At 62.8% G+C, this 23,287-nt stretch carries 20 protein-coding genes, 1 tRNA gene and 1 pseudogene; 16 read left to right on the top strand and 6 right to left on the bottom strand.

Going from position 1 to position 23,287, the window contains the following annotated elements; translation table 11 throughout:
* Nucleotides 1–84: 84 nt before the first annotated feature.
* A complete protein-coding gene (locus tag IFT47_RS05035; RefSeq protein ID WP_192171913.1) occupies nucleotides 85–1,023 on the bottom strand; it encodes a class I SAM-dependent methyltransferase in 939 nt (312 codons plus the stop codon).
* A 182-nt stretch (nucleotides 1,024–1,205) separates the two neighbouring features.
* Here IFT47_RS05035 and IFT47_RS05030 point away from each other — a divergent pair, with 182 nt between their 5' ends.
* Nucleotides 1,206–1,739, top strand: coding sequence for a GNAT family N-acetyltransferase (locus IFT47_RS05030; protein WP_192171912.1), 534 nt, complete (start codon nucleotides 1,206–1,208; stop codon nucleotides 1,737–1,739).
* 9 nt (nucleotides 1,740–1,748) lie between these two features.
* Here IFT47_RS05030 and IFT47_RS05025 read toward each other — a convergent pair.
* Nucleotides 1,749–3,037, bottom strand: a pseudogene (locus IFT47_RS05025) (MFS transporter).
* Between the two features lie 176 nt (nucleotides 3,038–3,213).
* Here IFT47_RS05025 and hemB point away from each other — a divergent pair.
* Entirely contained in the window at nucleotides 3,214–4,188 is a 975-nt protein-coding gene (hemB, locus tag IFT47_RS05020) for a porphobilinogen synthase (RefSeq protein ID WP_192171911.1), read from the top strand.
* A 381-nt stretch (nucleotides 4,189–4,569) separates the two neighbouring features.
* Here the strand turns inward: hemB and IFT47_RS05015 are convergent, their stop codons facing one another.
* Nucleotides 4,570–5,517, bottom strand: a complete 948-nt coding sequence (locus IFT47_RS05015) for a VTT domain-containing protein (RefSeq protein ID WP_192171910.1) — start codon at nucleotides 5,515–5,517, stop codon at nucleotides 4,570–4,572.
* A 210-nt stretch (nucleotides 5,518–5,727) separates the two neighbouring features.
* Between IFT47_RS05015 and IFT47_RS05010 the strand changes: the two genes are divergently transcribed.
* A complete protein-coding gene (locus IFT47_RS05010) occupies nucleotides 5,728–6,213 on the top strand; it encodes a Dps family protein (RefSeq protein WP_192171909.1) in 486 nt (161 codons plus the stop codon).
* A 121-nt stretch (nucleotides 6,214–6,334) separates the two neighbouring features.
* Here IFT47_RS05010 and IFT47_RS05005 read toward each other — a convergent pair whose 3' ends face one another.
* Nucleotides 6,335–7,765 (bottom strand): mechanosensitive ion channel family protein, encoded by a 1,431-nt coding sequence (locus IFT47_RS05005; RefSeq protein WP_192171908.1) that lies wholly within the window; start codon nucleotides 7,763–7,765, stop codon nucleotides 6,335–6,337.
* Between the two features lie 235 nt (nucleotides 7,766–8,000).
* On the opposite strand from IFT47_RS05005, the gene IFT47_RS05000 reads away from it, so the two are divergent.
* From IFT47_RS05000 to IFT47_RS04985, 4 genes are all read left to right on the top strand, one after another.
* Nucleotides 8,001–9,011, top strand: coding sequence for an MBL fold metallo-hydrolase (locus IFT47_RS05000; protein WP_192171907.1), 1,011 nt, complete (start codon nucleotides 8,001–8,003; stop codon nucleotides 9,009–9,011).
* 315 nt (nucleotides 9,012–9,326) lie between these two features.
* Nucleotides 9,327–10,853, top strand: a complete 1,527-nt coding sequence (locus tag IFT47_RS04995; RefSeq protein ID WP_192171906.1) for an ATP-binding protein — start codon at nucleotides 9,327–9,329, stop codon at nucleotides 10,851–10,853.
* A 22-nt stretch (nucleotides 10,854–10,875) separates the two neighbouring features.
* Entirely contained in the window at nucleotides 10,876–11,493 is a 618-nt protein-coding gene (locus tag IFT47_RS04990; RefSeq protein WP_197983735.1) for a response regulator transcription factor, read from the top strand.
* A 218-nt stretch (nucleotides 11,494–11,711) separates the two neighbouring features.
* Nucleotides 11,712–13,997 (top strand): ATP-binding protein, encoded by a 2,286-nt coding sequence (locus IFT47_RS04985; protein WP_192171905.1) that lies wholly within the window; start codon nucleotides 11,712–11,714, stop codon nucleotides 13,995–13,997.
* A gap of 67 nt (nucleotides 13,998–14,064) precedes the next feature.
* Here the strand turns inward: IFT47_RS04985 and IFT47_RS04980 are convergent, their stop codons facing one another.
* Nucleotides 14,065–14,709 carry a phosphohydrolase gene (locus IFT47_RS04980; RefSeq protein ID WP_192171904.1) on the bottom strand — a complete coding sequence of 215 codons (645 nt, stop codon included), beginning with the start codon at nucleotides 14,707–14,709 and terminating at the stop codon, nucleotides 14,065–14,067.
* 225 nt (nucleotides 14,710–14,934) lie between these two features.
* Here IFT47_RS04980 and IFT47_RS04975 point away from each other — a divergent pair, with 225 nt between their 5' ends.
* From IFT47_RS04975 to IFT47_RS04940, 8 genes are all read left to right on the top strand, one after another.
* Entirely contained in the window at nucleotides 14,935–15,357 is a 423-nt protein-coding gene (locus IFT47_RS04975; RefSeq protein ID WP_192171903.1) for a helix-turn-helix domain-containing protein, read from the top strand.
* A 133-nt stretch (nucleotides 15,358–15,490) separates the two neighbouring features.
* Nucleotides 15,491–16,411, top strand: a complete 921-nt coding sequence (locus tag IFT47_RS04970) for a LysR family transcriptional regulator (RefSeq protein WP_133771037.1) — start codon at nucleotides 15,491–15,493, stop codon at nucleotides 16,409–16,411.
* A 1,029-nt stretch (nucleotides 16,412–17,440) separates the two neighbouring features.
* A complete protein-coding gene (locus tag IFT47_RS04965; RefSeq protein ID WP_192171902.1) occupies nucleotides 17,441–17,857 on the top strand; it encodes a DoxX family protein in 417 nt (138 codons plus the stop codon).
* Nucleotides 17,850–18,479 carry an antibiotic biosynthesis monooxygenase gene (locus tag IFT47_RS04960; protein ID WP_192171901.1) on the top strand — a complete coding sequence of 210 codons (630 nt, stop codon included), beginning with the start codon at nucleotides 17,850–17,852 and terminating at the stop codon, nucleotides 18,477–18,479. Before IFT47_RS04965 ends, IFT47_RS04960 begins: the two co-directional genes overlap by 8 nt.
* Nucleotides 18,480–18,624: 145 nt before the next feature.
* A complete protein-coding gene (locus tag IFT47_RS04955; protein WP_192172275.1) occupies nucleotides 18,625–20,463 on the top strand; it encodes an amidohydrolase in 1,839 nt (612 codons plus the stop codon).
* Nucleotides 20,464–20,588: 125 nt separating this feature from the next.
* Nucleotides 20,589–21,212 carry an isochorismate family cysteine hydrolase YcaC gene (gene ycaC / locus IFT47_RS04950; protein ID WP_192171900.1) on the top strand — a complete coding sequence of 208 codons (624 nt, stop codon included), beginning with the start codon at nucleotides 20,589–20,591 and terminating at the stop codon, nucleotides 21,210–21,212.
* A gap of 159 nt (nucleotides 21,213–21,371) precedes the next feature.
* On the top strand, nucleotides 21,372–21,779 hold the full coding sequence (locus IFT47_RS04945) for an SRPBCC family protein (RefSeq protein WP_192171899.1): 408 nt from the start codon (nucleotides 21,372–21,374) through the stop codon (nucleotides 21,777–21,779).
* Between the two features lie 433 nt (nucleotides 21,780–22,212).
* Nucleotides 22,213–22,899, top strand: a complete 687-nt coding sequence (locus tag IFT47_RS04940; protein ID WP_192171898.1) for a RibD family protein — start codon at nucleotides 22,213–22,215, stop codon at nucleotides 22,897–22,899.
* Nucleotides 22,900–23,013: 114 nt separating this feature from the next.
* Here the strand turns inward: IFT47_RS04940 and IFT47_RS04935 are convergent.
* A tRNA-Asn gene (locus tag IFT47_RS04935) sits at nucleotides 23,014–23,089 on the bottom strand.
* Here IFT47_RS04935 and IFT47_RS27435 point away from each other — a divergent pair.
* Nucleotides 23,090–23,287, top strand: a 198-nt coding sequence (locus IFT47_RS27435; protein WP_206759204.1) for a hypothetical protein, incomplete at its 3' end; no start/stop codon positions are given.

Here is a 23,287-nt window from a genome sequence, read left to right as displayed (position 1 = left end):
GGGCGTCACACCGCAGAATTGATGGCGTACGAACGGGCCCATTCCCGGCTGAAGCCGGTCTCACTGAACCACCGGGCGTTGCGGCTAGCCCTGGCGAAACACCAGTGCTTTCAACCCGCCGCCTTCCTCGGCGTCGGCAAACTCCGGCGGGTTTTCCAGGCGCTGTTCAAACTGCAACCCGGGCGCTTCGCGGGTCACGCCTTCGATGAGAAAGTCCGCGCCCAGCAACGGGTCGTTCATGCACGCCAGCACCGTGCCTTCTGCCGTCAACAGCTCCGGCAGTTTGCGCAGCACCCGCTGATAATCCTTGGTCAGCAGAAAACTGCCTTTCTGAAACGACGGCGGGTCGATGATCACCAGGTCATAGGGCCCGGTGCTTTTCACCTTGCCCCAGGATTTGAACAGCTCGTGGCCGAGAAAGGTGACCTTGCTCAGGTCATGGCCATTCAGGCGATGGTTGTCGCGACCGCGACTCAGCGCCGCGCGCGACATGTCCAGATTGACCACAAAGTCCGCGCCGCCCTCGATCGCCGCCACCGAGAACCCGCAGGTGTAGGCAAACAGGTTCAACACCCGCTTGCCCGCCGCATTGGCCCGCACCCAGTCGCGGCCATAGCGCATGTCGAGGAACAGCCCGGTGTTCTGCTTTTTGCCGAAATCCACGAGATAGCGCAGGCCGCCCTCGGTCAGCGTCCATTCCTCCAGCAACTCGCCCAACAACGCTTCGGTGTGGCTGTCCGGCAGATAGCGGTGCTGCAACAACAGCGTATGGGCGCGGGATTGCTGCCACGCCGGTGACTCGATTAGCCTGAACAATCGCTGCTTCAGCGCTTCCAGCTCATCGGCCGCCGGCTCCTTGAACAGCGACACCAGCACCACGCCCTGCATCCAGTCGACGGTCAGTTGTTCCAGCCCCGGCCAGCGTCGGCCACGGCCGTGAAACAGCCGGCGGGTCTCGGCGGGCGCGTCGGCGAGGGCGGTCTGAAGGTGGGAGTCAAGCAGGTCGAGGGCGGCGGCGTTCATCGGTGGGCGGCAGGTCGGCAGTGGGAAAGGGCGGCATTCTAGACCAATCGCGGAACCCGCGTTCGTCGCCCCTGCGTCCGCCGCGAAACCCTCGGGCACACGCGGCTAACCGGGTTGCACAGCCCATCGCTTCACGGGCAAGCTCAGCGCTCTCTGCGTTCTGATCCGGAAAAGGAAATGCCATGGCCGACGAACCGATCCTGCGCGACGCTCGCGAGTCCGATATGCCCGCCGTGCAGGCGATCTACGCCCATCATGTGATTCACGGCACCGCCAGTTTCGAGCTGGAACCGCCGACCCTCGAGCAAATGCTGCAGCGCCGCGCCGACATCTGCGCCAACGGTTTGCCCTATCTGGTCGCCGAGCGCGACGGTGAAGTGGTCGGCTACGCCTACGCGACTCCGTACCGGCCGCGCCCGGCCTATCGCTTTACCGTGGAAGATTCGGTGTACGTGCGCGAGGGCATGGCCGGGTTCGGGATTGGTCACGCGTTACTGGGGGCGGTCATCCAGCACTGCACGGCATCCGGCCGCCGGCAGATGGTGGCGATCATTGGCAACAGCGAGAACAGCGCCTCTATCCGGCTCCACACGCGACTGGGCTTTCGCCAGGTCGGCGTGTTCGAGTCCGTCGGCTTCAAGCACGGCCGCTGGCTGGACACGGTGATCATGCAGCGCGAACTGGGGGAGGGCGCAAGCACGACCCCCGACCGTTAACCCTGCCGATCAGGTGGCCGGCGCGCCCTCGGGTTGATCCTGCGCCACGCGGTCGCCGGTTTCCGGCACCGCCAGCCACAACAGCACAAACGCCACCGCCGCAATGGCCGCCAACGTCAGGAACGCCGCGCTGTAGCCTGCCTCGCGCACGACCAGCCCCGCCAGGCCGTTGCTCAGCGCCGCGCCCAGGCCGAACACCGTCGAGATGGCACCGAGACTGATATTGAAGCGCCCGGTGCCCCGCGTCAGGTCCTTGACCACCAACGGCAACAGCGCGCCAAACGCCCCGGCGCCGATGCCGTCGAGCAACTGCACACCCACCAGCCAGTAAGGGTTGTCGGACATGACATACAGCACACCCCGCAGCGGCAGGAAAATGAAACCCGCCAGCAGCAAGGGCTTGCGTCCCCACACGTCGGCTTTGGCGCCCACCAGCCAGGCCACCGGCACCATGACCAACTGCGCGGCGACAATGCAGGCGGACGTCAGCGGCGTGGCGAGGTTGACGTCGATCTGCGAGAGCTTCTGACTCACCAGCGGCAGCATCGCCGCATTGGCCAGGTGAAACAGCCCGCAGCAGATGGCGAACACCAATAACGGTCGGTTATGCAGCAGGACAGCCCACCCGCTGGGCTGGTCCTTGCCCTGGTCATGGCTGGGGTCGAAGCCTCGGGCGACGTCGTGATCAATTGCCGAGGCATCGACGAACGCCACCGCGACAATGCTCGCCAGTGCCATGAACGCCATGAGGTAGAACACCGCAATCGGCCCGAACATCCATGAAAAGATGCCCGCCAGCAGAGCTGCGACGGCGTTGCCGGCGTGATTCCAGGTTTCGTTGCGCCCGGTCCGGCGGGTAAAGGCTTTCGGCCCGGTGATGCCCAGGGAGATGGCCGCGATGGCGGGGCGAATACGGAGCCGGCAATGGCGCTGATGCTCTGGGTGATCGCCACCCAGGTGAACGAGTGAATGAACGGCAGCACCAGACAGCCCGCCGTCACCAGCAACGCTGCCACGATGACCACCAGCCGCTTGCTGCGGGTGCGGTCAATCAGCGCACCCGCCGGGGTTTGTGTGACCAGCGCGGCGATGCCGGCGAGGGTCATGACCAGCCCGATGCTCGCCGGATCCCACTTGTGGACGGCCAGTAAATAGATCGCGAGATAGGGCCCAAGGCCGTCGCGCACATCCGCCAGAAAGAAGTTAAGACCGTCCAGCGAACGGTTATTGCGCTGATCGGATGGGTTGCTCAAGGTCGGCCTCACTCTGGCGGTGCGCAAGCGAAACGGCTGCGGCATTGCTAAATGACCCGGCGCCATTGTTTTGGTTCTGCGCACTGTTGCGGCTAACGTAACGGACTTTCTTGTCAGGGCGTTTGAATCGAAACCGTCCCAGGCATAAGCTTCGCGCCATTGATATCGCCGGACGTGTTGAGTCCGGCGATCTTCCGGATATTCTTGACTCAGGAACCGCCATGTCCAGCCTGTTTCCCGCTGCCCGTCCACGCCGTCTGCGCAGCAACGAAAATTTCCGCTCGCTGTTTCAGGAAAGCGAATTCACCCTCAATGATCTGGTGCTGCCGATCTTCGTCGAAGAAGAAATCGACGACTTCGTGCCGATCAACAGCATGCCCGGCGTACAGCGCATTCCTGAGTCCAAGCTGGCGCAGGAGGTCGAGCGTTACGCCCGGGCCGGCATCAAGTCGGTCATGACCTTCGGCGTCTCCCACCACCTGGACGCTACCGGCAGCGACACCTGGCAGGAAAACGGTCTGGTCTCGCGGATCTCGCGGACCATCAAATCCGCCGTGCCGGAAATGATCGTGATGTCCGACACCTGCTTCTGCGAGTACACCGACCACGGCCATTGCGGCGTGATGCACGGCGGCCATGTCGACAACGACGCGACCATTGAAAACCTTGGCAAGCAGGCGGTGATGGCGGCCCGTGCCGGTGCTGACGTGATTGCCCCGTCGGCGGCGATGGACGGCCAGGTGAAGGCGATTCGTGCCGCCCTCGACGCCGCCAGTTTCACCCAGACGCCGATCATGGCCTATTCGACCAAGTTCGCCTCGGCGCTGTACGGTCCGTTCCGCGAAGCCGGCGGCTCGGCGCTCAAGGGCGACCGTAAAACCTACCAGATGAACCCGATGAACCGCCGCGAAGCCCTGCGCGAATCGCTGCTGGACGAGGCCGAAGGCGCCGATGCGCTGATGGTCAAGCCGGCCGGCGCGTACCTGGACATCATCCGCGACATCCGCGAAGCCTCGAACCTGCCGCTGGCGGCGTATCAGGTCAGCGGCGAGTACGCGATGATCAAGTTCGGCGCCCAGGCCGGGGCCATCGACGAACACCGCGTCGTGCGCGAAACCCTCGGCGCGATCAAGCGCGCGGGCGCGGATTTGATCTTCACGTACTTCGCGATGGACCTGGCGCTCAGCGGGATCTGATTTTCACTCACTGGAGAGTGTTTGGGCGGGGCAGACCGCGGTTTTGAAACGTGCTGCGGACCCCTGGGAGGGGCCGGGTGTTATGTGGGTCACAGTTCCGGGACAGGCCGCAGATTTTGTGGGAGTGAGCTTGCTCACGAAGAGGCCGGCATATTCAGCAGAGGTCTGTCGCCTGAAGCACTCTTCGCGAGCAAGATCGCTCCTACAAGAAGTCTGCGCACAACCCAGTATCTGCGTCTGATACATGACCTGTGGGAGTGAGCTTGCTCACGAAGAGGCCGTTACATTCAGCAGATGTCCATCGGCTGGAGCACCCTTCGCGAGCAAGCTCGCTCCCACATTAACCGCATCCCGGCAGGCACTCCCGGCTGAATCCCAAACTCACGCCGCCGTTCTGTCCGACACCTCAGGCTGCACATGCGCCGCCTGCCAGGCATCCAGCCCTCCTATTAGCGCCTTGCCCCGGGTCAGGCCGTGGGCGTGGAGCTTTTCCGCCAGCAATGCCGCCGACAGCTCATTCGGACAGGCGCAATAGAACACCATGTCGACATCCCCCAAGCGCTCGATCCACGGGGCAATCGGCTCCTCGAGACTGATCGATACCGCCCCCGGGATGCCTTCGATAACGGCCGCATGGAAACTCGGTCGCACGTCGATGACCACCGGCGCATCGTCGGTGTCGCGCAGGGCCAGCACCTCGGGAACGGTGATGCGCGGCACTCGCGCCGTGCGCGTTTTGAGCCGGCGGCGCTTGAAGTACTTCCAGCCAATGAACAGCCCCAGCACCGCCAGCACGCTGACGATAGCGATCGGTATGTAACCGCTCAACCAGTCGAGCATGGGGATCAGCGCGTCACTGAAGAGCATGCCCAGCAGCAGCGCCGAGCCCGCCCAGATAAACGAACCGGCCAGGGAATAGCGCACGAACACCCAGACCGGCGTGGCGTTCATGCCGGCCACGGTGGTGACCAGCGCACCGGCGCCGGGGAGAAATTTCGACAGCAGCATCGCTCGCGGACCGACGCGCTCATAAACGGTCAACCCCTGACGAACGCAGGAGTCCTGAGAGAGAGAAATCTTGCAGATGGTTTTCAGCAGCACGCCGCCATAACGCTTGCCGGCCCAGTACCACAGCCCATCGGCAATCAGGCAGGCGACCATCGCCACCAGCACCCCGGCGCCCAGCAGTGGCTTGCTCTGCATGGCCAGCGCCCCGGTGACGATCAGCGTCGGGTACGCCGGCACCGGCAAGCCGATCTGCTCCAGCAGCACGTTGACGAACACCAGCAACAGCCCGTGGCTTTCATTCAGCTGCTGCAGTTCGTTCATGGCGGTGCCTGTTTGGAAGGTTCAGGGAGCGAAAAAGGGCAGGCCGTAACGTCGCCTGAACCGCCCGTTTGTGTCAACGCTGAATGTCTTGGGCCGAGGACGTTTCATAGGCCGCGTCGATGGCCGCGATTGCCATGGCTGATTTCCGTCCCTCGGTCGTCGCCACTAGAATCGACCCCTCAGCAATCAACAGACCTTAGGGAGCAATTCATGGCTATTGAAATCGGAATCAACGAGCAGGACCGTGCAGAGATCGTTGAAGGACTGTCGCGACTGCTTTCCGATACCTACGTGCTGTACCTGAAAACCCACAACTTTCACTGGAACGTCACCGGCCCGATGTTCCGCACGCTGCACCTGCTGTTCGAAGAGCAGTACACCGAACTGGCGACGGCGGTGGACTCCATTGCCGAGCGCATCCGCGCCCTGGGCTTCCCGGCGCCGGGCACTTATTCCACCTATGCGCGGTTGTCGTCGATCAAGGAAGAGCCGGGCGTGCCCGCTGCGACCGACATGATCCAGCAACTGGTCGAAGGGCAGGAGGCAGTGGTACGCACTGCCCGCGAAATCTTCCCGCTGCTGGAGAAAGTCAGTGACGAGCCCACCGCCGACCTGCTGACCCAGCGCATGCAAGTCCACGAAAAAGCCGCCTGGATGCTGCGCTCGCTGCTGGAAGGTGACGGGTTCGTTGCCTGAAAGCCAATTCAATGTAGGACCGGCTTCAGCCGGGAAGGCGTCAGGCGTAACACCGAAAATCTTATGGTGTACATACTGGCCTCTTCCCGGCTAAGCCGGTCCCACTGAATTCGCCATTCACTTAGCGCTTCTGCAACCACCCCAGAAAATTATTCTTTTTGATCACCACCGGCTTACGCATCAGCACATGCTGGGTCCCTTGCTGGCGCACCGCTTGCAGCTTGTTCAACGCCGTCACGATTTCAACTCGCTGCTCCATGGCCTGCCGCGTGGCGGCTTTGTCGATGCGGTAAACCACGCAGGAGGTGAGGGCGGTGAAGCGCGCTTGCGAAGGCGTATCGGCCAGCACACTCTGCTCACCCATGACTTCGCCCGGGCCCATGCGCCCGGCTTCCACCATCTCGTTGCCGTCCTTGACGCTCGCCGACACCACGCCCGTGGCAATCACCAGCAAGCCATCGGTGACCTCATCGACCTCGATAATCGTCTGCCCGGCCGTGTACTCGCGCGCGACCATGCTCTGGGCAAGCTGATTTTTCTCCTCGGCAGTGCTGGTGCGGAACACCTTGACCTCGTCCAGCAAGGCGCGCGGCCGGGACATCGCTTCGGCGGTGGTTTCCGATTGCCAGGCGATACCCGCGGCTTCCAGATGCCGATAGGCCAGATCGAACAGCAGATTGCGCACGTCGCTCTTGTTGTTCAGGTCGCTGATGAAACCGGTGATCACGTATTCGATGGTGGTCGGGCTGGTTTCCTTGACCACCGCGCGAGGCTTGGGCGTCTGCAGCAACGCACTGCAACCCTGCAGCGCACGCTCCAAGGCATCGAGCACCCGGCGCGGGCGAATGTGCGGCGACATCATGATGTTGATAGACACGCCATGAATATGGACCGGTCGGCTCAAATTGACGATCTTGGCCTTGGCCGCCACGGAGTTGGGGATGACCACCATGGTGCCGACGCCCGTCAGCAGGTGCGTGGCGCGCCAGTCGATGTCCATGACTTTGCCTTCCATGCCGTCGATGGAGATCGAATCGTCGACCTGATAGGGCTTGGTGGTGTTGAGGATGATCCCGGAGAACACGTCGCTCAGCGTGCTCTGCAGGGCCAGGCCGACGATGATCGCCATCGCGCCGGACGTTGCCAGCAAGCCCTTGACCGGCAGCTGCAGCACATAGCCCGCTGCCGCCACGATGGCGATGAGGAAAATCACCGCACCGATGACCTCCTGCAACAGCCGACCGCTGTGTCCCACGCGACTGGTCAGCGCCAGCCCGAGGACCACGGTGAGGGTGCGTGCGGCGTACAGCCACCATACGATCGCCAGCGCGGTGGCGCCGAATTGCAGGGCGCTGTCGTCAGGCCAGGCCGGCGCTTCCAGCGGGCTCACGCCGGCGTTGATGATCACCAGGCTGTAGGCGACGAATGCCGCCAGCCGCGTGGCGATGCGTGCCAGCCGGTTGCGGTCGGCCAGCAAGTGCCAGGCCAGCACGTCGGCGAGCAGCAGTAGCAGGCTCCACGCCAGCGAGTAATGGGGAACGACGGTCGACATGGGAGATATCCGCAGGAAAAGTGCAGGGCTGAAGTGCAGGGGCCAAGTGCAGGGCAGGACCGACCCGCGCGAAGGCGCGCGCACAATGTAGGCACCGCTCTGATCGATGTCTATAACCGATGGGGCCTGGTGATCCTGCCAAGAAACACATGGCTTCCAGCACATTGCTTCAAGACCATTGCCCCTGAGCCGCGCAGTATCGGACGTCTCACGTTCTCCGATTCGAGGCATCCCCATGCGCGCATCCGTTCTTCCAATCGCCCGTTCCGTCGCTCTGGCGGGCTCCGTCGCTCTCGCAGCCGCTTTGTGCTCCGGCGTCGCGCTGGCTCAGGCGCCCGCCCAGCAGAAAACCCAGGTGCCCGGTTATTTCCGGCTGGCCGTCGGCGACTATGAAGTTACGGCACTGTTTGACGGCTACAACGACCTGTCGCCCAAGCTGCTCAAAGGCATGAAGCCCGACGCCATCCGCGCCTTGCTGGCCCGCCGCGCCATCGAAACACCGGGCATGCAGACGGCGTTCAACGCCTTTCTGGTCAACACCGGCGAGCACCTGATCCTTGTCGACACCGGCGCAGGCCAGTGCATCGGCGAGACGGCCGGCATGCTCTCGCAGAACATCAAGGCCGCCGGGTATCAGCCGGATCAGGTCGACACCGTGCTGCTCACGCACATGCACCTGGATCACGTCTGCGGCTTGGTCGACGCCGGCAAAAAGCCCGTGTTTGCCAACGCCACGGTCTATGCCGCCAAACCCGAAGCGGATTACTGGCTCGACCCGACCGCCATTGGCCGCGTGCCGGAACAGGCCAAGGCCTACTTCAAGATCGCCCAGGATTCAACCGCACCCTACGTCGCCGCTGGCCGGTTCAAGACCTTCACCCCAGGCCAGTCGCCGGTGCCGGAAGTCAGCACGGCGCTGGAAGCAGGGCATACGCCAGGCAGCACCACGTATCAGTTCAGCTCCAAAGGCCAGACCATCCTGTTCATCGGTGACCTGATCCACAGCCTCGCCGTGCAGTTCGATCACCCGGACGTCAGCATCGCCTTCGACGAGAACAGCCAGAAAGCCATCGCCAGCCGCGATCAGGTGTTCACTCAAGCGGCCAGCAAGAAGATCTGGGTCGCCGCCGCACACCTGCCATTCCCCGGCACCGGCCACATCGTCGCCATCGACAAACACTTCCAGTGGGTGCCGGTCGAGTACGGCCCGTATCAACGCGCGGCCCATGTGCCGTTGCTGGAATAGCTCGACGATCCAATAAAAACGCCCCGGTCTAAAAGCCGGGGCGTTTTTTATTGCGCGTTTTACTCGAGGCCAGGCATCGGCCACTGCGCGCAACCCTCCTGTTCAGTCATCACCGCTTGCAGCTTGCAGCTTGCAGCTTGCCGCCTAATCCCTCGGTCACTATCCCTACAGCTAATATCGGTGTCTGGTTTTAACTGGTTAGATGAGCGCTTGTTAAAAATGGATAGCTGCGCTGAACGTCTCCGGGATTCAACCCCGCCCGGACGATGGTCAGCGAATCAGGGCCTGCGACTCCACTCCCAAGGACAGCATGAAATGATAAGTCTCGGTCAGACGATGATTTCCCGCGAGCACAGAGACGTGTTCAAGGACGGCGTCGCCATGCGCATTGGCACCCGCGCCTTCGACATACTCGACCTGTTGCTGCGTCATCAAGGTCAGTTGGTCAGCAAGGAACTGATCCTTCAGAGTGTCTGGCCGGACACCGTGGTTGAAGAGAACAACCTGCAAGTGCATATCTCCGCGTTGCGCAAGGCGCTGGGCACCGACCGCGAGCAGATCCGCACCGTGCCCGGCCGCGGTTACGTGCTGCTGGGCGGGGATGGCGCACAGACCGACACTCGCGCCTCGGTCGTGCTTCAGGGCGTCAGCTGTCATCACCCACTGCCCGCCCGCGTCGCCTTGCTCGGGCGTCAGGCATTGCTGGATGAAGTGAGCAACACACTGGCGGAAGGCTGCGCGCTGGTCACGCTGATCGGCCCGGGCGGCGTCGGCAAGACCGCGCTGGCCGCCGAGTTGGGTCAGACGCTGCTGGAAGCCGGCACCACCCCCGTGTACTTCGTGCCGCTGGCGCAACTGCAATGCGCCGAACTGCTGCTGGAAGCGTTTTCCAGCGCCGTCGGCCTGGACTGCAGCGGCGGCTACCCGGATTTGCAAGGGCTGATCCGCTATCTGCAGCAACAGCCGGGCCTGATCATTCTGGACAACTGCGAGCATCTGGTCGAAAGCGTCGCCAGCCTGCTGGAAGTCATCCTGCGTGGCGCGCCGGCGGTCCGCGCGATTGCCACCAGCCGCGAGCCGTTGCGCATTGCCGGCGAGCGCAGCCTGCAAGTGCCGCCCCTCGATATCCCTGAGCTGAACGCCTCCCCGGACACCATTTTGCGCAGTGCGTCGGCGCAATTGTTCCTGCGCCAATGGCGTGCGCTGGACAGCCATCTGGCGGCTGACGGCAACGCCGAGCTGGACGACTACAGCGTTGAGCTGGTGGGGGAAATCTGCCGTCGCCTCGACGGGATGCCGCTGGCACTGGAAATGGCCGCCGCCCGGGCCTGCGCGCTGGGGCTGTATCAACTGGTGGCGAGCCTGGATGGCAGCCTGCACCTGCTCTCGGCGTCGTTGCGCACTGCGCCGCCGCGTCAGCAAACGCTGCAGGCTTCCCTGGCCTGGAGCCTGCGTTTGCTCGGTCGCGAAGAGCGCACCGTGCTGCGGCGGCTGGCCGAGCTGGACGGTCGCTTCACCCTGGAACGTGCCTGCGATGCCTTGCAGCGCACTCGCTTGCCGCGCGCCTGCGTCATGGACTGCATCGTGCGGCTGGCGACCAAGTCGTTGCTGATGGTCAGCGCCCAGGGGCCATTCCGTTTCTACCGGATGCTCGGCACCACCCGCGCCTGCCTGCTGACGGCCACCGCTCAGGACACCGTGACGCCGGAGCTGAGCGTGCCGCGCGTACAGGATTGCGACGCACCTTCGGCGCTGGCGACCTTGCAAAGCATCAGGGCTGTGCCGGCCGGGCCCGACGGGTATCATGCGCGGCATCAGAGAGCACTGGCCGTTGGCAGTTGATGCAACCCTTTATGAGCCTGTCATGAGCATGAATCCCAAGGTCTATGTGGTGGACGATGACGCCGCCATCCGCACCTCTTTGCAGCGACTGTTGCATTCGGCGGACATCGTCTGCGAGGTGTTCGACAGCGCTCAGGCGTTTCTCGCCCAGCCCCTGAGCCAAGGCCCCCTCTGCCTGCTGCTGGACGTCAATCTGGCCCAGGGCACCGGCTTCGATCTGCAGCAGACCTTGCTGGATCGTGGCCAGACCTTTCCGATCATTTTCATGACCGGCTACGGCACCATCGCCATGTCCGTGCGCGCCATCAAGGCCGGCGCCCGCGAGTTCCTGACCAAACCGTTCGAGCCGGAGCAACTGCTGGATCTGGTGCGCGAAGCACTGACCAGCGACGCGACGAGCCTGGACGAGCGCTGCCTGACCGCAGGCGTCAAAGCGCGTTTCGCCAGCCTCACCCCGAGGGAACGTCAGGTCATGGCGCTGCTGATCACCGGCAAGATGAATAAACAGATTGCCGTGGAACTGGGCACCAGCGAAGTCACCGCCAAGGTCCACAAAAGGCACGTTTTGACCAAAATGAATGCGCGCAATGTGATCGAGCTGCTGAAGATGAGTGACCGGCTGGGCTGCCTGGCGAAATGACCCTTGAGATAGGCGGTGCTCTCAGGGGAGGTGTTGCGAACACCGGCCCTGTGGGAGTGAGCTTGCTCACGAAGAGGCCGGCACATACGCCAAATCCTCATCAGCCTGAATGCCGCCTTCGCGAGCAAGCTCGCTCCCACGGGTCGCGCAAACGGGACCGGCTTCAGCCGGGAATGGCCGGGTCGGTGCCAGCAGCGGGATTCCAATAAAGGGGCTTCATGAGCAGCATTTTCAACGGGCCTTACACGGCTATCTCCAGCGCCGGGGCATTCGGGTCTCAGTGGCTGGAGCAGCTCGTCTGGCAGTTGCTGTTTGTCGATGGAGAACTCGCCCATTACCGGGTCACACTGACGCAGGAAGATCGCCACTGGCGCATCGTCCGTCCCGCACCCGGCGCCTCGATTGCTGCGGTCCGCCGTCTTGAACACGAATTCTCACTGGCCCCCCGGCTGATGCCGCAATGGGCCGTGCAACCGGTGGCGTTGCTGTCGGGGCCGGACGGCACGCTGCTGGTGCTGGAGGATGCCAGCGGCGTGTCGTTGCATGATCAACCCGACGCGCCGCTGTCCATCGAGGGCTTTTTGCAGCGGGCCATCGCTGCTGCTGACGCCGTAACGGGCGCTCACCAGGCAGGCCTGCTGCACCGCGATATCAAACCGTGCAACCTGATCGAACGTGCCGAAGGTGAGGTGCGGCTCAGCGGTTTCGGCTTGAGTGTGGATGTGCAGTCGGCGCCGCAACTGCCTATGTCCGACACGCTTTGCGGCTCGCTCGGCTACATGGCCCCAGAACAGTCGCGCCGGGTGCAGCGTCAGGCCGACCCACGCAGCGACCTCTATGCGCTGGGCATGACGTTTTATGAATGGCTCGCCGGGCAATTGCCGTTCGAGGCCGCCGATGCAGTGGAGTGGGTGTATTGCCATGTCGCGCGCATCCCGCCGCCGCTGAGCCAGCACCGTGGCGACATCCCCGGGCCGCTGGCCGATCTTGTGCATCGGTTGATCGCTAAAAACCCGGATGACCGTTATCAAAGTGCCGCCGCGCTGCATCAGGCGCTAAGCGAGATGCACCAGCAGTGGCAGCAATTCCGGGACATTCCGGATCTGCAATCCGACCTGCCAGACGGACGACAGGGCGCGTCTGCCATCCCGCTCGGTCCGGGTCCGAACCTTGCGCCGGGGCTGGAGAACCTGTCGTCCCCGCGCACATCGATCACCCTGGCCGGACGCGACGCCCTTGATCTGTCCTCCGTCATGAAATCCGCCCACGCCCTGCGCGACGAAAGCGAGCAGGACCGCCTTATCGAGACCCTGCTGCGCAACACCATCGTCCATGCCGGTGCGCAACGGGCGTTGCTGTTGCTGGTGAAAGACGAGGCACCGGTGATTTGCGCAATCGGCCAGAGCAGCGACGACGGCTTGCGCATCGAGCTGACGGACACGGTCCCCGACAAACACCACCTGCCGCTGTCGATCCTGTACCGGGTGATGCGCACCCGCCAGCGCCTGGTGCTGGACGACGTCTGCGCCGATGCCTATTTCGGTGCCGACGAATACCTGCGTCAGCATCCGGTGCGCTCGGCGTTGTGCGTGCCGCTGGTCAAACAGGGCGGGGTGCTCGGCGTGCTGTACCTGGAAAACAACCTGGCGCCGGGCGTGTTCACGGTCTGTCGCACCGAAGTGCTGGAGCTGCTCGCCAGCCAGGCGGCCATTTCCCTGGAAACCGCGCGCCTGCACCAGGCCCTGGAGCAGGAAAACGCGCGGCGTCGGGATGTGGAAATCGCCCTGCGCGGCGCCCGGGCCCGTCTGGCCAGTGTGGCCCAGGCCACGGTGATGGGTGAACTGGCGGCGTCCATTGCCCACGAAATCAACCAGCCGCTGGCCTCGATGGTGTCCAACGCTGCCGCCGGCATCCGCTGGCTCAATCGCGAAAACTCGCAGGTGGACGAAGCCTTGTCGGGCCTGCGAGACATCGTGGCCGAAGGCCGGCGTGCCGGGGAAATCGTCAACGCGTTGCAGAGCCTGGCGCGGCAGGGGCCCCATCACCGGCGCAAGCTGCTGGTCAACGACGTGATTCGTCATGTGGTGGCGGTGACCGGCATCGAGGTCGAGCAACAGCGGGTCTTGATGACAACCCACCTGACCTGTTCACCGTTGCGGGTCTGCGCCTCCAGCGTGCAATTGCAGCAAGTGGTGCTGAACCTGATCCTCAACGCGCTGGACGCCATGACCGCGGGGGATCACGTGCTGCGGCGGCTGTCGATCACCAGCGAAGTGGTGGGTCGCGATTATGTGGTGGTCAGCGTTGAAGACAGCGGGCGCGGGATCGACCCGCTGGACCTGCATCAGCTGTTCAACGCGTTTTACACCACCAAGGACAAAGGCATGGGCATGGGGCTGGCGATCTGTCAGTCGATCATCAGTGCCCACGGCGGCCACCTCTACGCCATGCCGGCGCGCTACGGCGGTGCGACCTTCGTGTTTACCTTGCCGATCGCCGCGTAACGCCGACGGCTCAACGAGATGCACCCAGTCAATCGCACGGCTCAATCTTAAGGCCCAATCTCACCGCTCAGTACGGCCACGTCGAGGCCAGCAGTCGTTCGCAGAAGCCGCCCGCGTTCAGGCGATGGGCATGAAACGCCAGCACGTCGGCGTTGGTCGTGCCCAGGGTCGTCTGCGGGCGATGCACCTGACCCAATGCCATCACATGCAGCAACTTGAATTTGAACCCCGGTTCGCGGGGGTACGCGCTCAACACCCGTGCCTGTGCGGCAGGGCTGAAGCACCGGCAATGGGCGCCGGTCAGGTCGGTTTCGACGCCGGCGCAGAGCAGGGCAGTCAACGGCGGCTTGTGCTGCGGGATGCCCGGCGTGGTATGCAGCGCGATAGCGTCCCAGACCTGGGCGATGTCATCCCACGAGCGCCCGTGCCCGCGCAGGAACTGGGCGGCGGCATTGGCGCTGTCGACCTCGAACCGTAGTTGCGACCGGGCGTACAGCCGGGTAATGCCGATGCGCAAAAACAGGGCGGCGGTGTACAACAGATCGGCATCGAAACGCAGCCCGCGACTGTGCCCCAGCAGGCTGGCAAAAACGAACGTGCGCCAGGCCGCGTTCAGCAGCAGATCAGACTGGTGATCGCGCATCATGTCGGTCGCCGCGCGGGCCATCGCGCCGTGGGGAATCACAATGCCAGCCACGTATCGGGTGGTCACATGCCGTCCCTCGCAGCAAACCGAACCGTTGGAGTGAACAGGGTAGTGTGCACGCCAAGTGCCGTCCTTGGTGGGGTCTTAAATGTTCTGAAGTGTGGCTCGGCGCACCGCAGCGATGCACGTCGTCGTACGACTTTTCAGAACGTTTAATACCCCGAGAAGGACTTTAAGAACGCCGCCGTAGACACTTCATTCACCGCCAACTGTGAAGCTGGAGTGCCTGGCATGACTGCATTCAACCCCTCGCTGAACCCTGAATCCGTTCTCGAACGCGTCGCCCTGTCGCCCTGGCAGGAGCGTCGGGCCAAGGACTTGATGTCCAGCCAGATGGACAAGGGCCTGTCTATTGCCCGGATTGCCGCCGAGTGTTCGCTGTCACGCAGTCATTTCTCCCGCGCATTCAAGAAGAACACCGGTCTCTCGCCCCGCGACTGGTTTTTGCAGATGCGCCTGGACAAGGCCCGGGCCTTGCTTGGCGAATCAGTGCTGACCATCTCACAGATCAGCCTGGATTGCGGTTTCGCCGATCAGTCCCATTTCACCCGGGTGTTCACCCGCGTGGTGGGGCTGACCCCGTTCAGCTGGCGTCGGACCATGACCTTGTTGCCCACCAAGGGGTGCGTGGTGCAGAGCGTACATGCCTGTTGAGGACGGCTATCCTTCCATTTGCATTGGGCGGGTGGCAGCACCGATGTTCAAGACACCCCCTCGGCGCCTGTGTATACCTGCGCCGGTCTGGCATCGTCAGGCCTCCCGACAACGCCTACTCCGGAATCCCTGAATGAACCGCAACGACCTGCGCCGCGTCGACATGAACCTGCTGGTGATCTTCGAAGCGCTGATGTTCGAGCGCAACCTGACGCGGGTGGCGGAGAAGCTGTTCATGGGCCAACCGGCGATCAGTGCGGCACTGGCGCGGCTGCGCGACCTGTTCGACGACCCTCTGCTGCTGCGCAACGGTCGCGCCATGGAACCGACCGCCCGGGCGCTGGCGATTCTCAAAGAACTGCAGCCGGCGCTGGACACCATTTCCGGCGCCGTGAGCCGGGCCAAGGAGTTCGATCCGGCGACCAGCTGCGACATCTTCCGCATCGGCTTGTCGGACGACGCCGAATTCGGCCTGTTCCCGCCGTTGCTCAATCGCCTGCGTGAAGAAGCGCCGGGCATCATCGTGGTGGTGCGCCGGGCGAACTTCCTGCTGATGCCGGCGCTGCTGGCTTCGGGGGAGATTTCCGTGGGCATCAGCTACACCACCGAACTGCCGGCCAACGCCAAGCGCAAGAAGCTGCGGGACATCGGCGTGAAGGTCCTGCGCGGCGACAAACGCCCCGAGCCGTTGACGCTGGACGAGTTCTGCCAGCGGCCGCACACCATGGTGTCGTTCTCTGGCGATCTGAGCGGCAACATCGATATCGACCTGGCGAAAGTCGGGCGGGCGAGGAGGGTGGTGGTGGCTGTGCCGCAGTTCAGCGGTTTGCGGGCGTTGCTGGCGGGCACCGAGTTGATCGCGACCGTCCCCGATTACGCGGCCTGCGCGTTGATCGAAGGCTGCGCGTTGCGCGCGGAGGATCCGCCATTCCCGATCGCGCCGGCGGAGTTGTCGATGGTCTGGGCGGGTGTTCACGATAACGATCCGGCTGAGCGGTGGCTGCGTTCGCGGATTACCGAGTTCATGTCTCAGGAGACGCGGCCTTTGCCGTAGTGCAAGGTCTTTAAGATCAAGATCAAGATCAAGATCAAGATCTTTAAGATCAAGGGCGTCTGCCTGGGGGCAGACTGTTTCGCCTTCGGCGAGTTACTTGGAAAAGCACCCCAAGTAACCAAGGGTGCCTGCTCCTGGTTGGGCCCGACTTCGTCGGGTTCCTTCACTCCGGTCCCGCTCCGTGGGCCCGCGCCGAACGGACATCCATGTCCTGACGGCGCTCTCGCCGCATCCATGCGGCTCGCCCCACTGCGCGAGACCTGCGTTCAGCCTGCACCCAAGTCGCGATTTGCGGTGTTTGGGCTTTTTGCGTATGAAGATCAAAAGCGCTTTAAAGCAGATCAACGGCTTCCCGGCTGAAGCCGGTCCTACAGTCGGAGGCGATTCCAGAGGGTACGCGATGCTTTTAGTGGGACCGGCTTTAGCCGGGAAGAGGCCAGCTCAGGCGCCAACAATTTTGCTGATTTCACACCCATCCTGTGGGAGCGAGCTTGCTCGCGAATGCTCTATCAAAAACACCAGATATCTGATGGATGTACCGGCCCTTCGTGAGCAAGCTCACTCCCACAAGTCCTTAGCGCTTGACCCTCCCTTGATCTGCACTTGATCTGCTTTTGATCTTCAAACACAAAAATCCCAGACGACGCCAATCGCGACCTGGGTGCAGGCTGAACGGAGGTCTCGTGGAGTGGGCCGAGCGGCATGGATGCCGCGAGAGCCGCCCCCCGCCATGGATGGCGGATGGCGGCGGGCCCACGGAGCGAGACCGGAGTGAAGGAACCCTGAGGAACGAAGGGCCCAACCGAGAGCAAGCACCCTTGGTTACTTGGGGTGCTTTTCCAAGTAACTCGCCGAAGGCGAAACCGAGGCCGTTAGGCCGACGCTCTTGATCTTAAGGATCTTGATCTTGATCTTGATCCTCAAAAGCACGTCTGTTCAATACCCATCTCCTTCGCACCGCCACACTGAATTCATCGGCTACACACACCTGCACCTCAGGGTCGTGGCCCACGAAATCAACGGTGTGTGATGACCTACTCAACCCTCAACGACCACGCCCAAGACCTCGGACTGCTCTTCCTCAGGTCCGCCGGCGCGCTGTTCCTGCTGTTCGTCCACGGCCTGCCCAAACTCCTCGACTTCAACACCCAACTGACCCTCATCGAAGACCCGTTCCACCTAGGCGCGCCACTGACCCTCAGCATGGCCATCTTCGCCGAAGTCCTGTGCCCCCTGCTGATTCTGACCGGCGTACTGGCGCGTCTGGCGTGCCTGCCTATTCTCATCCTGCTGCTTGTCGCGCTCGTCGTGGTGCACAGCGAGTGGAGCGTCGAACAGGGCCAGTTCGGCTGGTTATTACTGATCATCTTCACCAGTGTGCTGATCGCCGGACCCGGTCGTCTGGCGCTCAACCATGGTTTACCCGGAGCGCTTCGCTATGCCTGATTACGCCACGACCGCCGACATCGTCCCGACGTCGAAACTGTCCGTCGACGAGATCGTCACCCTGGTGGTCAAGCACCGGATCAAGGCCGGCTTCGAAGCGCAATACGAAGCCTGGCTGCGGCGCATCATCGCCATGGCGGCAAGTTACCCCGGGCATCTGGGCGTCGACGTCATACGCGGCAAGGCCGACGGCCTGCACATGTTCACCTGCGTCCTGCGCTTCTGCTCGACCGACGCCATGCACAGCTGGCTCGACTCGTCCCATCGCCGCGAACTGGTGGCCGAAGCGTCGCCCATGCTGGCCGACGGCGATTTCACCGAAGTCAACCCGCACAACGAATTCTGGTTCGTTCCCGCCGCGGAAAACCCGCCACCGCGCTGGAAACAGGCCTGCGTGACCTTCCTGGTTATCTGCCCCCTGACCCTGCTGATTCCGCTGATATGGGGGCCGGTCTTTCGCCTGTACCCGCTGCTGGCCAATTACGTCATCAGCACCGCACTGGTCACCGTGACGATCGTCCTGCTGGTGGTGTACGTGCTGATGCCCCGGGCGACGCGGCTGTTTGCTCCCTGGCTGAATGCCCGGCCGGCGCCGGTGGCGGGCGCCGATCATGAAGGATGACGACGCCGATCAACCGTCTTCCAGCGAGCGCCGCCGCTTCGTCGCCAAAGGCTCCTTGCTCGGCGCGGCCGCTGCACTGCTTTCTTCACTGCCTGCCACCGGCCTTGCCGTCGGGGCGTCCCACTCTTCTGCCAACGGAGGCGCAATGAACGTCGATCTGATTCTCTTCAATGGTAATTTCCACACGGTTGACCAGGAAAAACCCAAGGCCAGCGCCGTGGCCATCAGCGGCGGGAAATTCGTCGCCGTGGGCTCCGACGCCGAGATCATGGTCCAGCGCGGCCCGGCCACGCAGGTCATCGACATGCACAAGCGCACGGTGATCCCGGGCCTCAACGACTCGCACTTGCACCTGATTCGTGGCGGCCTGAATTACAACCTCGAACTGCGCTGGGAGGGCGTACCGTCCCTGGCCGACGCGCTGCGCATGCTCAAGGCCCAGGCCGACCGCACGCCGACGCCGCAATGGGTGCGAGTGGTCGGGGGCTGGAACGAATTCCAGTTCGCCGAAAAACGCATGCCGACTCTGGAAGAACTCAATCAGGCCGCGCCCGACACCCCGGTGTTCGTCCTGCACTTGTACGACCGCGCGCTGCTCAACCGCGCCGCGCTACGTGTGGCCGGTTACACCCGTGACACGCCGAACCCGCCGGGTGGCGAGATCGTCCGCGACAGCAATGGCGATCCGACCGGCATGCTGGTGGCCAAGCCCAACGCGATGATCCTCTACTCGACTTTGGCCAAGGGGCCGAAGTTGCCGCTGGAGTACCAGGTCAACTCCACCCGCCAGTTCATGCGCGAGCTGAACCGTCTGGGCCTGACCAGCGCCATCGACGCCGGCGGCGGTTTTCAGAATTACCCGGACGATTACGCGGTCATCACGCAACTGGCCGAGGCCAGACAGCTGACCGTGCGCATCGCCTACAACCTGTTCACCCAGAAGCCCAAGGAAGAGCTGGAAGACTTCAAGCACTGGACCAACACCGTCACGCTGCATCAGGGCGATGACTTCCTGCGCCACAACGGCGCCGGCGAGATGCTGACCTTCTCGGCAGCGGACTTCGAAGACTTCCTTGAGCCGCGCCCGGATTTGCCGGCCGGTATGGAGCAGGACCTCGAGCCGGTAGTGCGCCATCTGGTCGAGCACCGCTGGCCGTTCCGCCTCCACGCCACCTATGACGAGTCCATTTCGCGCATGCTCGACGTGTTCGAGAAGGTCAACCGCGACATTCCGTTCAACGGCATTCCGTGGTTCTTCGACCACTGCGAAACCATCACGCCGAAGAACATCGAGCGGGTCAAGGCGCTGGGCGGCGGCATCGCCATTCAGGACCGCATGGCCTTCCAGGGCGAGTATTTCGTCGAGCGCTACGGTGCCAAGGCCGGCGAGCACACGCCGCCGATCAAACGCATGCTGGCCGAAGGCGTGCCGGTGGGTGCCGGGACCGACGCCACCCGCGTGTCGAGCTACAACCCATGGACTTCGCTGTACTGGATGGTCAGCGGTCGCACCGTCGGCGGCCTGGAGCTGTACCCGGAAGGTTTGTCCCGGGAAACCGCGCTCGAACTGTTCACCCGTGGCAGCGCCTGGTTTTCCTCCGAGCAGGGCAAGAAAGGCCAGATCAAGGTCGGCCAGCTGGCGGACGTGGTGGCGTTGTCCCAGGACTTCTTCAGCGTGCCGGAGGAGTCGATCAAGTGGATCGAATCGGTGCTGACCATCGTCGACGGCAAGGTGGTGTACGGCGCCGGCGAGTTCGACGATCTGGCGCCGCCGAGCGTGCCGGTGCTGCCGGACTGGTCGCCGGTTTCCAAAGTCCCGGGCCACTGGCGCCAGGGCGCACCGATGGCAGCGGCGGTTCACCAGTGCAGCGGCCCCTGCGGTGTCCACGCCCACAGCCACGATAAAGCGCGCCAGTCGAAAGTACCGGTCAGCGACTTCCAAGGTTTCTGGGGCGCGTTTGGCTGTTCGTGCTTCGCCTTCTGACCGACGCCTGAACAGGGCAATTTAAAAGAGCATGAAAGGCCTCGTCGGCACTGACCGGCGGGGCTCTCTGCCAGTGTGATGCGCTGGCCTTGTACTCATCCGTCACCCACTCAATGGAGTCAATCATGACCGTTCCCTACAAGCGTTTGAACAAAGATGATGCCGTGGTTCTGCTGGTCGATCACCAGACCGGGCTGATCTCGCTGGTCCAAGACTTCACGCCGAACGAGTTCAAGAACAACGTGCTGGCCCTGGCTGACTGCGCAAAGTTCTTCAAACTCCCGACCATCCTCACCACCAGCTTCGAGACCGGCCCGAACGGCCCGCTGGTGCCCGAGCTCAAGGCGATGTTCCCGGACGCGCCGTACATCGCCCGTCCCGGCCAGATCAACGCCTGGGACAACGAAGACTTCGTCAAGGCGATCAAGGCCACCGGCCGCAAGCAGATCATCATCGCTGGTGTGGTGACTGACGTCTGCGTGGCGTTCCCGACCCTGTGCGCGCTGGAAGAAGGCTTCGACGTGTTCGTGGTCACCGATGCGTCCGGCACGTTCAACGACGTGGTGCAGAAAGCGGCGTGGGCGCGCATGACCGCAGCCGGTGCGCAATTGATGAACTGGTTCTCGGTGGCCTGCGAGCTGCAGGGCGACTGGCGCAACGACATGGAAGGCCTGGCGAACCTGCTGTCCCAGCGCATTCCGAACTACCGCAACCTGATGAACAGCTACTCGGCTTTCACCGCCAAGTAACACCCTGTGCGCCGCCTTTTTGCGGCGCACACCCTCCCGAATCAGCGGTAACCGTGACAAGATTGCTCGCGTTTACCGCCTATTAGAGAGGGCGCGGCCCGCCAAGCCATCCAGCGCTGGCTGATCGGCCGCTGCCCCCCCATTTCTGGAGAAAGCAACATGGCTCAAGCATCTGCATCCATTCACATCCCGGTATCGGCCGACAAGGTCTGGGCATTGACCGGCGGCTTCCTGTCCTTGAACCACTGGCTGCCGTTCATCAAGCAAAGCGAGTCACAGGAAGGCGGGCGCGTTCGTCACCTGACCACCGACGACGGCGCTGAAATCATCGAGCGCCTGCAGACCTACGATAATGCGGCGCGCACTTACAGCTACTCCATCGACAAGGGACCGTTTCCAATCAAGGACTATCTGGCGACGTTCAAAGTCAAAGAGGATGGTGCCGACAGCACTTGGGTCGAATGGTCAGGGGTATTTACGCCGGACGGTGTCACTGATGGCGAAGTCGAGGAATTGTTCAAGGGGATTTACGAGGGGGGGCTTGAGGCGCTGAAGGCCAATTTCTGACCCGTCTATACGAGCTACCGATGATTTAACCCGCCGATAATCGCGGGACCGCCAGGCCATTGCGGCCTGGCATTTCGGTGCCTTGCTTAAATCGGTGTTGCGTCACGCTTGAGTACAACGCCTTAGTGATGCTCGGACACGGTCGCTGCATTGATCAGGTCGTACAGGGCGAACGCGCGGTTGACCAGGAAAACGGTCACGGCGGTGAGGGCGACGGCATTGATGATGTGCAGGGTCATGGGAGTAAGTCCGTGTCGGGTCTGGGATGACGCGATGTTACGCGAGCCCTGCCGAAGCTGAAGACAATAGGCTTCATGGTGTACATCACCGGCAATGATGGTCAGCAGGTTGTGAAGGGCAGGTCGAGTGACGGGGTGAACTATTTCCGCGTGATCCAGGTCGGCTCTACACACTTATCAGCCTGGAGCCTGCCATGCAGCCTTATGTCATTTGCCACATGATGTCCTCCCTCGACGGCCACGCCCTTACCGACGGCTGGGATCGCGCGTTCAAGAAAGACGCCGGTGATCTGTACGAAAAGCTCGCCCAGACGTTTGAGTTTGACGCCTGGATCTGCGGGCGCGTGACGATGCAGGAAATCGCCCACGACGAGGGCTATCCCAAAGGCCTCGCCACAGGTCCCATCGAGCGCAGCCATTATTTTGCCGACCGCAATGCCAAGGCCTACGCCGTGTCGATCGACCCTCAGGGCAAGGTCGGCTGGAAGAAAAATCAGGCGCTGGATTCCCACGTCGTCGAAGTGCTGACCGAAGGCGTGTCGGATGACTATCTGGCGTACCTGCAGTCGATTCAGGTGTCTTACATTTTTGCCGGAAAGAGCGAAATTGATCTGCAGCAGGTCGTGCAGATCCTGTCGAGCGAACTGGGCTGCAAGCGCCTGATCGTCGAGGGTGGCCCCCATGTCAGTGGCTCGTTCGTCAACGCCGGGCTGGTCGATGAAGTCAGCGTGCTGATCCTGCCGCTGATCGACGGGCGGGGCGAGCATCCAGCGTCGTTCGAGGTGTCGACCGAGGCGTGGAAACAACCGGCTCACTTGAAACTGACGTCGGCGGAGGTGCAGGACGGCGGCGCGGTGTGGCTGCGCTACACCAAGGCCTGACGATAAGGGCGGAGCGGGGCTGATGCAGTCCCGCTTCAGGCAGGGAGCGCCCGGGGAAAACGATCGGAAACGAAAAAGGCCAGCTAAGCGCTGGCCTTTTCGTTTACTTCTGTCTGGCTCCACGACCTGGACTCGAACCAGGGACCCAGTGATTAACAGTCACTTGCTCTACCAACTGAGCTATCGCGGAATGCGCGCTATCTTACTGATTGGAAAAGGGAAGTCAAGCGAGCGACTCAAAAAAATTCTCGGACGGATGCGTTCATCAAATGAAGTCATCCAGGATGTTGCCGCTGTTGAGCAACCTGTGGGAGATTCTATGGTTGTCATCAAGCCAAAATCCCCCCTTTCGGTTGATATTCGCTTTGGTTTTTCATCAGGGAGAACG

It is taken from the genome of Pseudomonas sp. CFBP 13711 (assembly GCF_014842265.1).
In the GTDB taxonomy this organism is placed as follows: domain Bacteria; phylum Pseudomonadota; class Gammaproteobacteria; order Pseudomonadales; family Pseudomonadaceae; genus Aquipseudomonas.
The sequence above is the reverse complement of the archived record's forward strand: the minus strand, read 5'-3'. Positions and strand labels throughout refer to the sequence as shown.

Excerpts from the sequence above, each read along its gene's own strand:
- ycaC (WP_192171900.1), top strand. The coding sequence starts at position 20,589 with ATGACCGTTCCCTACAAGCGTTTGAACAAAGATGATGCCGTGGTTCTG.
- IFT47_RS05030 (WP_192171912.1), top strand. The coding sequence starts at position 1,206 with ATGGCCGACGAACCGATCCTGCGCGACGCTCGCGAGTCCGATATGCCC.
- IFT47_RS04965 (WP_192171902.1), top strand. The coding sequence starts at position 17,441 with ATGACCTACTCAACCCTCAACGACCACGCCCAAGACCTCGGACTGCTC.
- IFT47_RS04975 (WP_192171903.1), top strand. The coding sequence starts at position 14,935 with ATGACTGCATTCAACCCCTCGCTGAACCCTGAATCCGTTCTCGAACGC.
- IFT47_RS05035 (WP_192171913.1), bottom strand. The coding sequence starts at position 1,023 with ATGAACGCCGCCGCCCTCGACCTGCTTGACTCCCACCTTCAGACCGCC.
- IFT47_RS04995 (WP_192171906.1), top strand. The coding sequence starts at position 9,327 with ATGATAAGTCTCGGTCAGACGATGATTTCCCGCGAGCACAGAGACGTG.
- IFT47_RS04990 (WP_197983735.1), top strand. The coding sequence starts at position 10,876 with ATGAGCATGAATCCCAAGGTCTATGTGGTGGACGATGACGCCGCCATC.
- IFT47_RS04985 (WP_192171905.1), top strand. The coding sequence starts at position 11,712 with ATGAGCAGCATTTTCAACGGGCCTTACACGGCTATCTCCAGCGCCGGG.
- IFT47_RS05000 (WP_192171907.1), top strand. The coding sequence starts at position 8,001 with ATGCGCGCATCCGTTCTTCCAATCGCCCGTTCCGTCGCTCTGGCGGGC.
- IFT47_RS04940 (WP_192171898.1), top strand. The coding sequence starts at position 22,213 with ATGCAGCCTTATGTCATTTGCCACATGATGTCCTCCCTCGACGGCCAC.
- hemB (WP_192171911.1), top strand. The coding sequence starts at position 3,214 with ATGTCCAGCCTGTTTCCCGCTGCCCGTCCACGCCGTCTGCGCAGCAAC.
- IFT47_RS04960 (WP_192171901.1), top strand. The coding sequence starts at position 17,850 with ATGCCTGATTACGCCACGACCGCCGACATCGTCCCGACGTCGAAACTG.
- IFT47_RS04955 (WP_192172275.1), top strand. The coding sequence starts at position 18,625 with ATGAACGTCGATCTGATTCTCTTCAATGGTAATTTCCACACGGTTGAC.
- IFT47_RS05015 (WP_192171910.1), bottom strand. The coding sequence starts at position 5,517 with ATGAACGAACTGCAGCAGCTGAATGAAAGCCACGGGCTGTTGCTGGTG.
- IFT47_RS04945 (WP_192171899.1), top strand. The coding sequence starts at position 21,372 with ATGGCTCAAGCATCTGCATCCATTCACATCCCGGTATCGGCCGACAAG.
- IFT47_RS05005 (WP_192171908.1), bottom strand. The coding sequence starts at position 7,765 with ATGTCGACCGTCGTTCCCCATTACTCGCTGGCGTGGAGCCTGCTACTG.
- IFT47_RS04970 (WP_133771037.1), top strand. The coding sequence starts at position 15,491 with ATGAACCGCAACGACCTGCGCCGCGTCGACATGAACCTGCTGGTGATC.
- IFT47_RS05010 (WP_192171909.1), top strand. The coding sequence starts at position 5,728 with ATGGCTATTGAAATCGGAATCAACGAGCAGGACCGTGCAGAGATCGTT.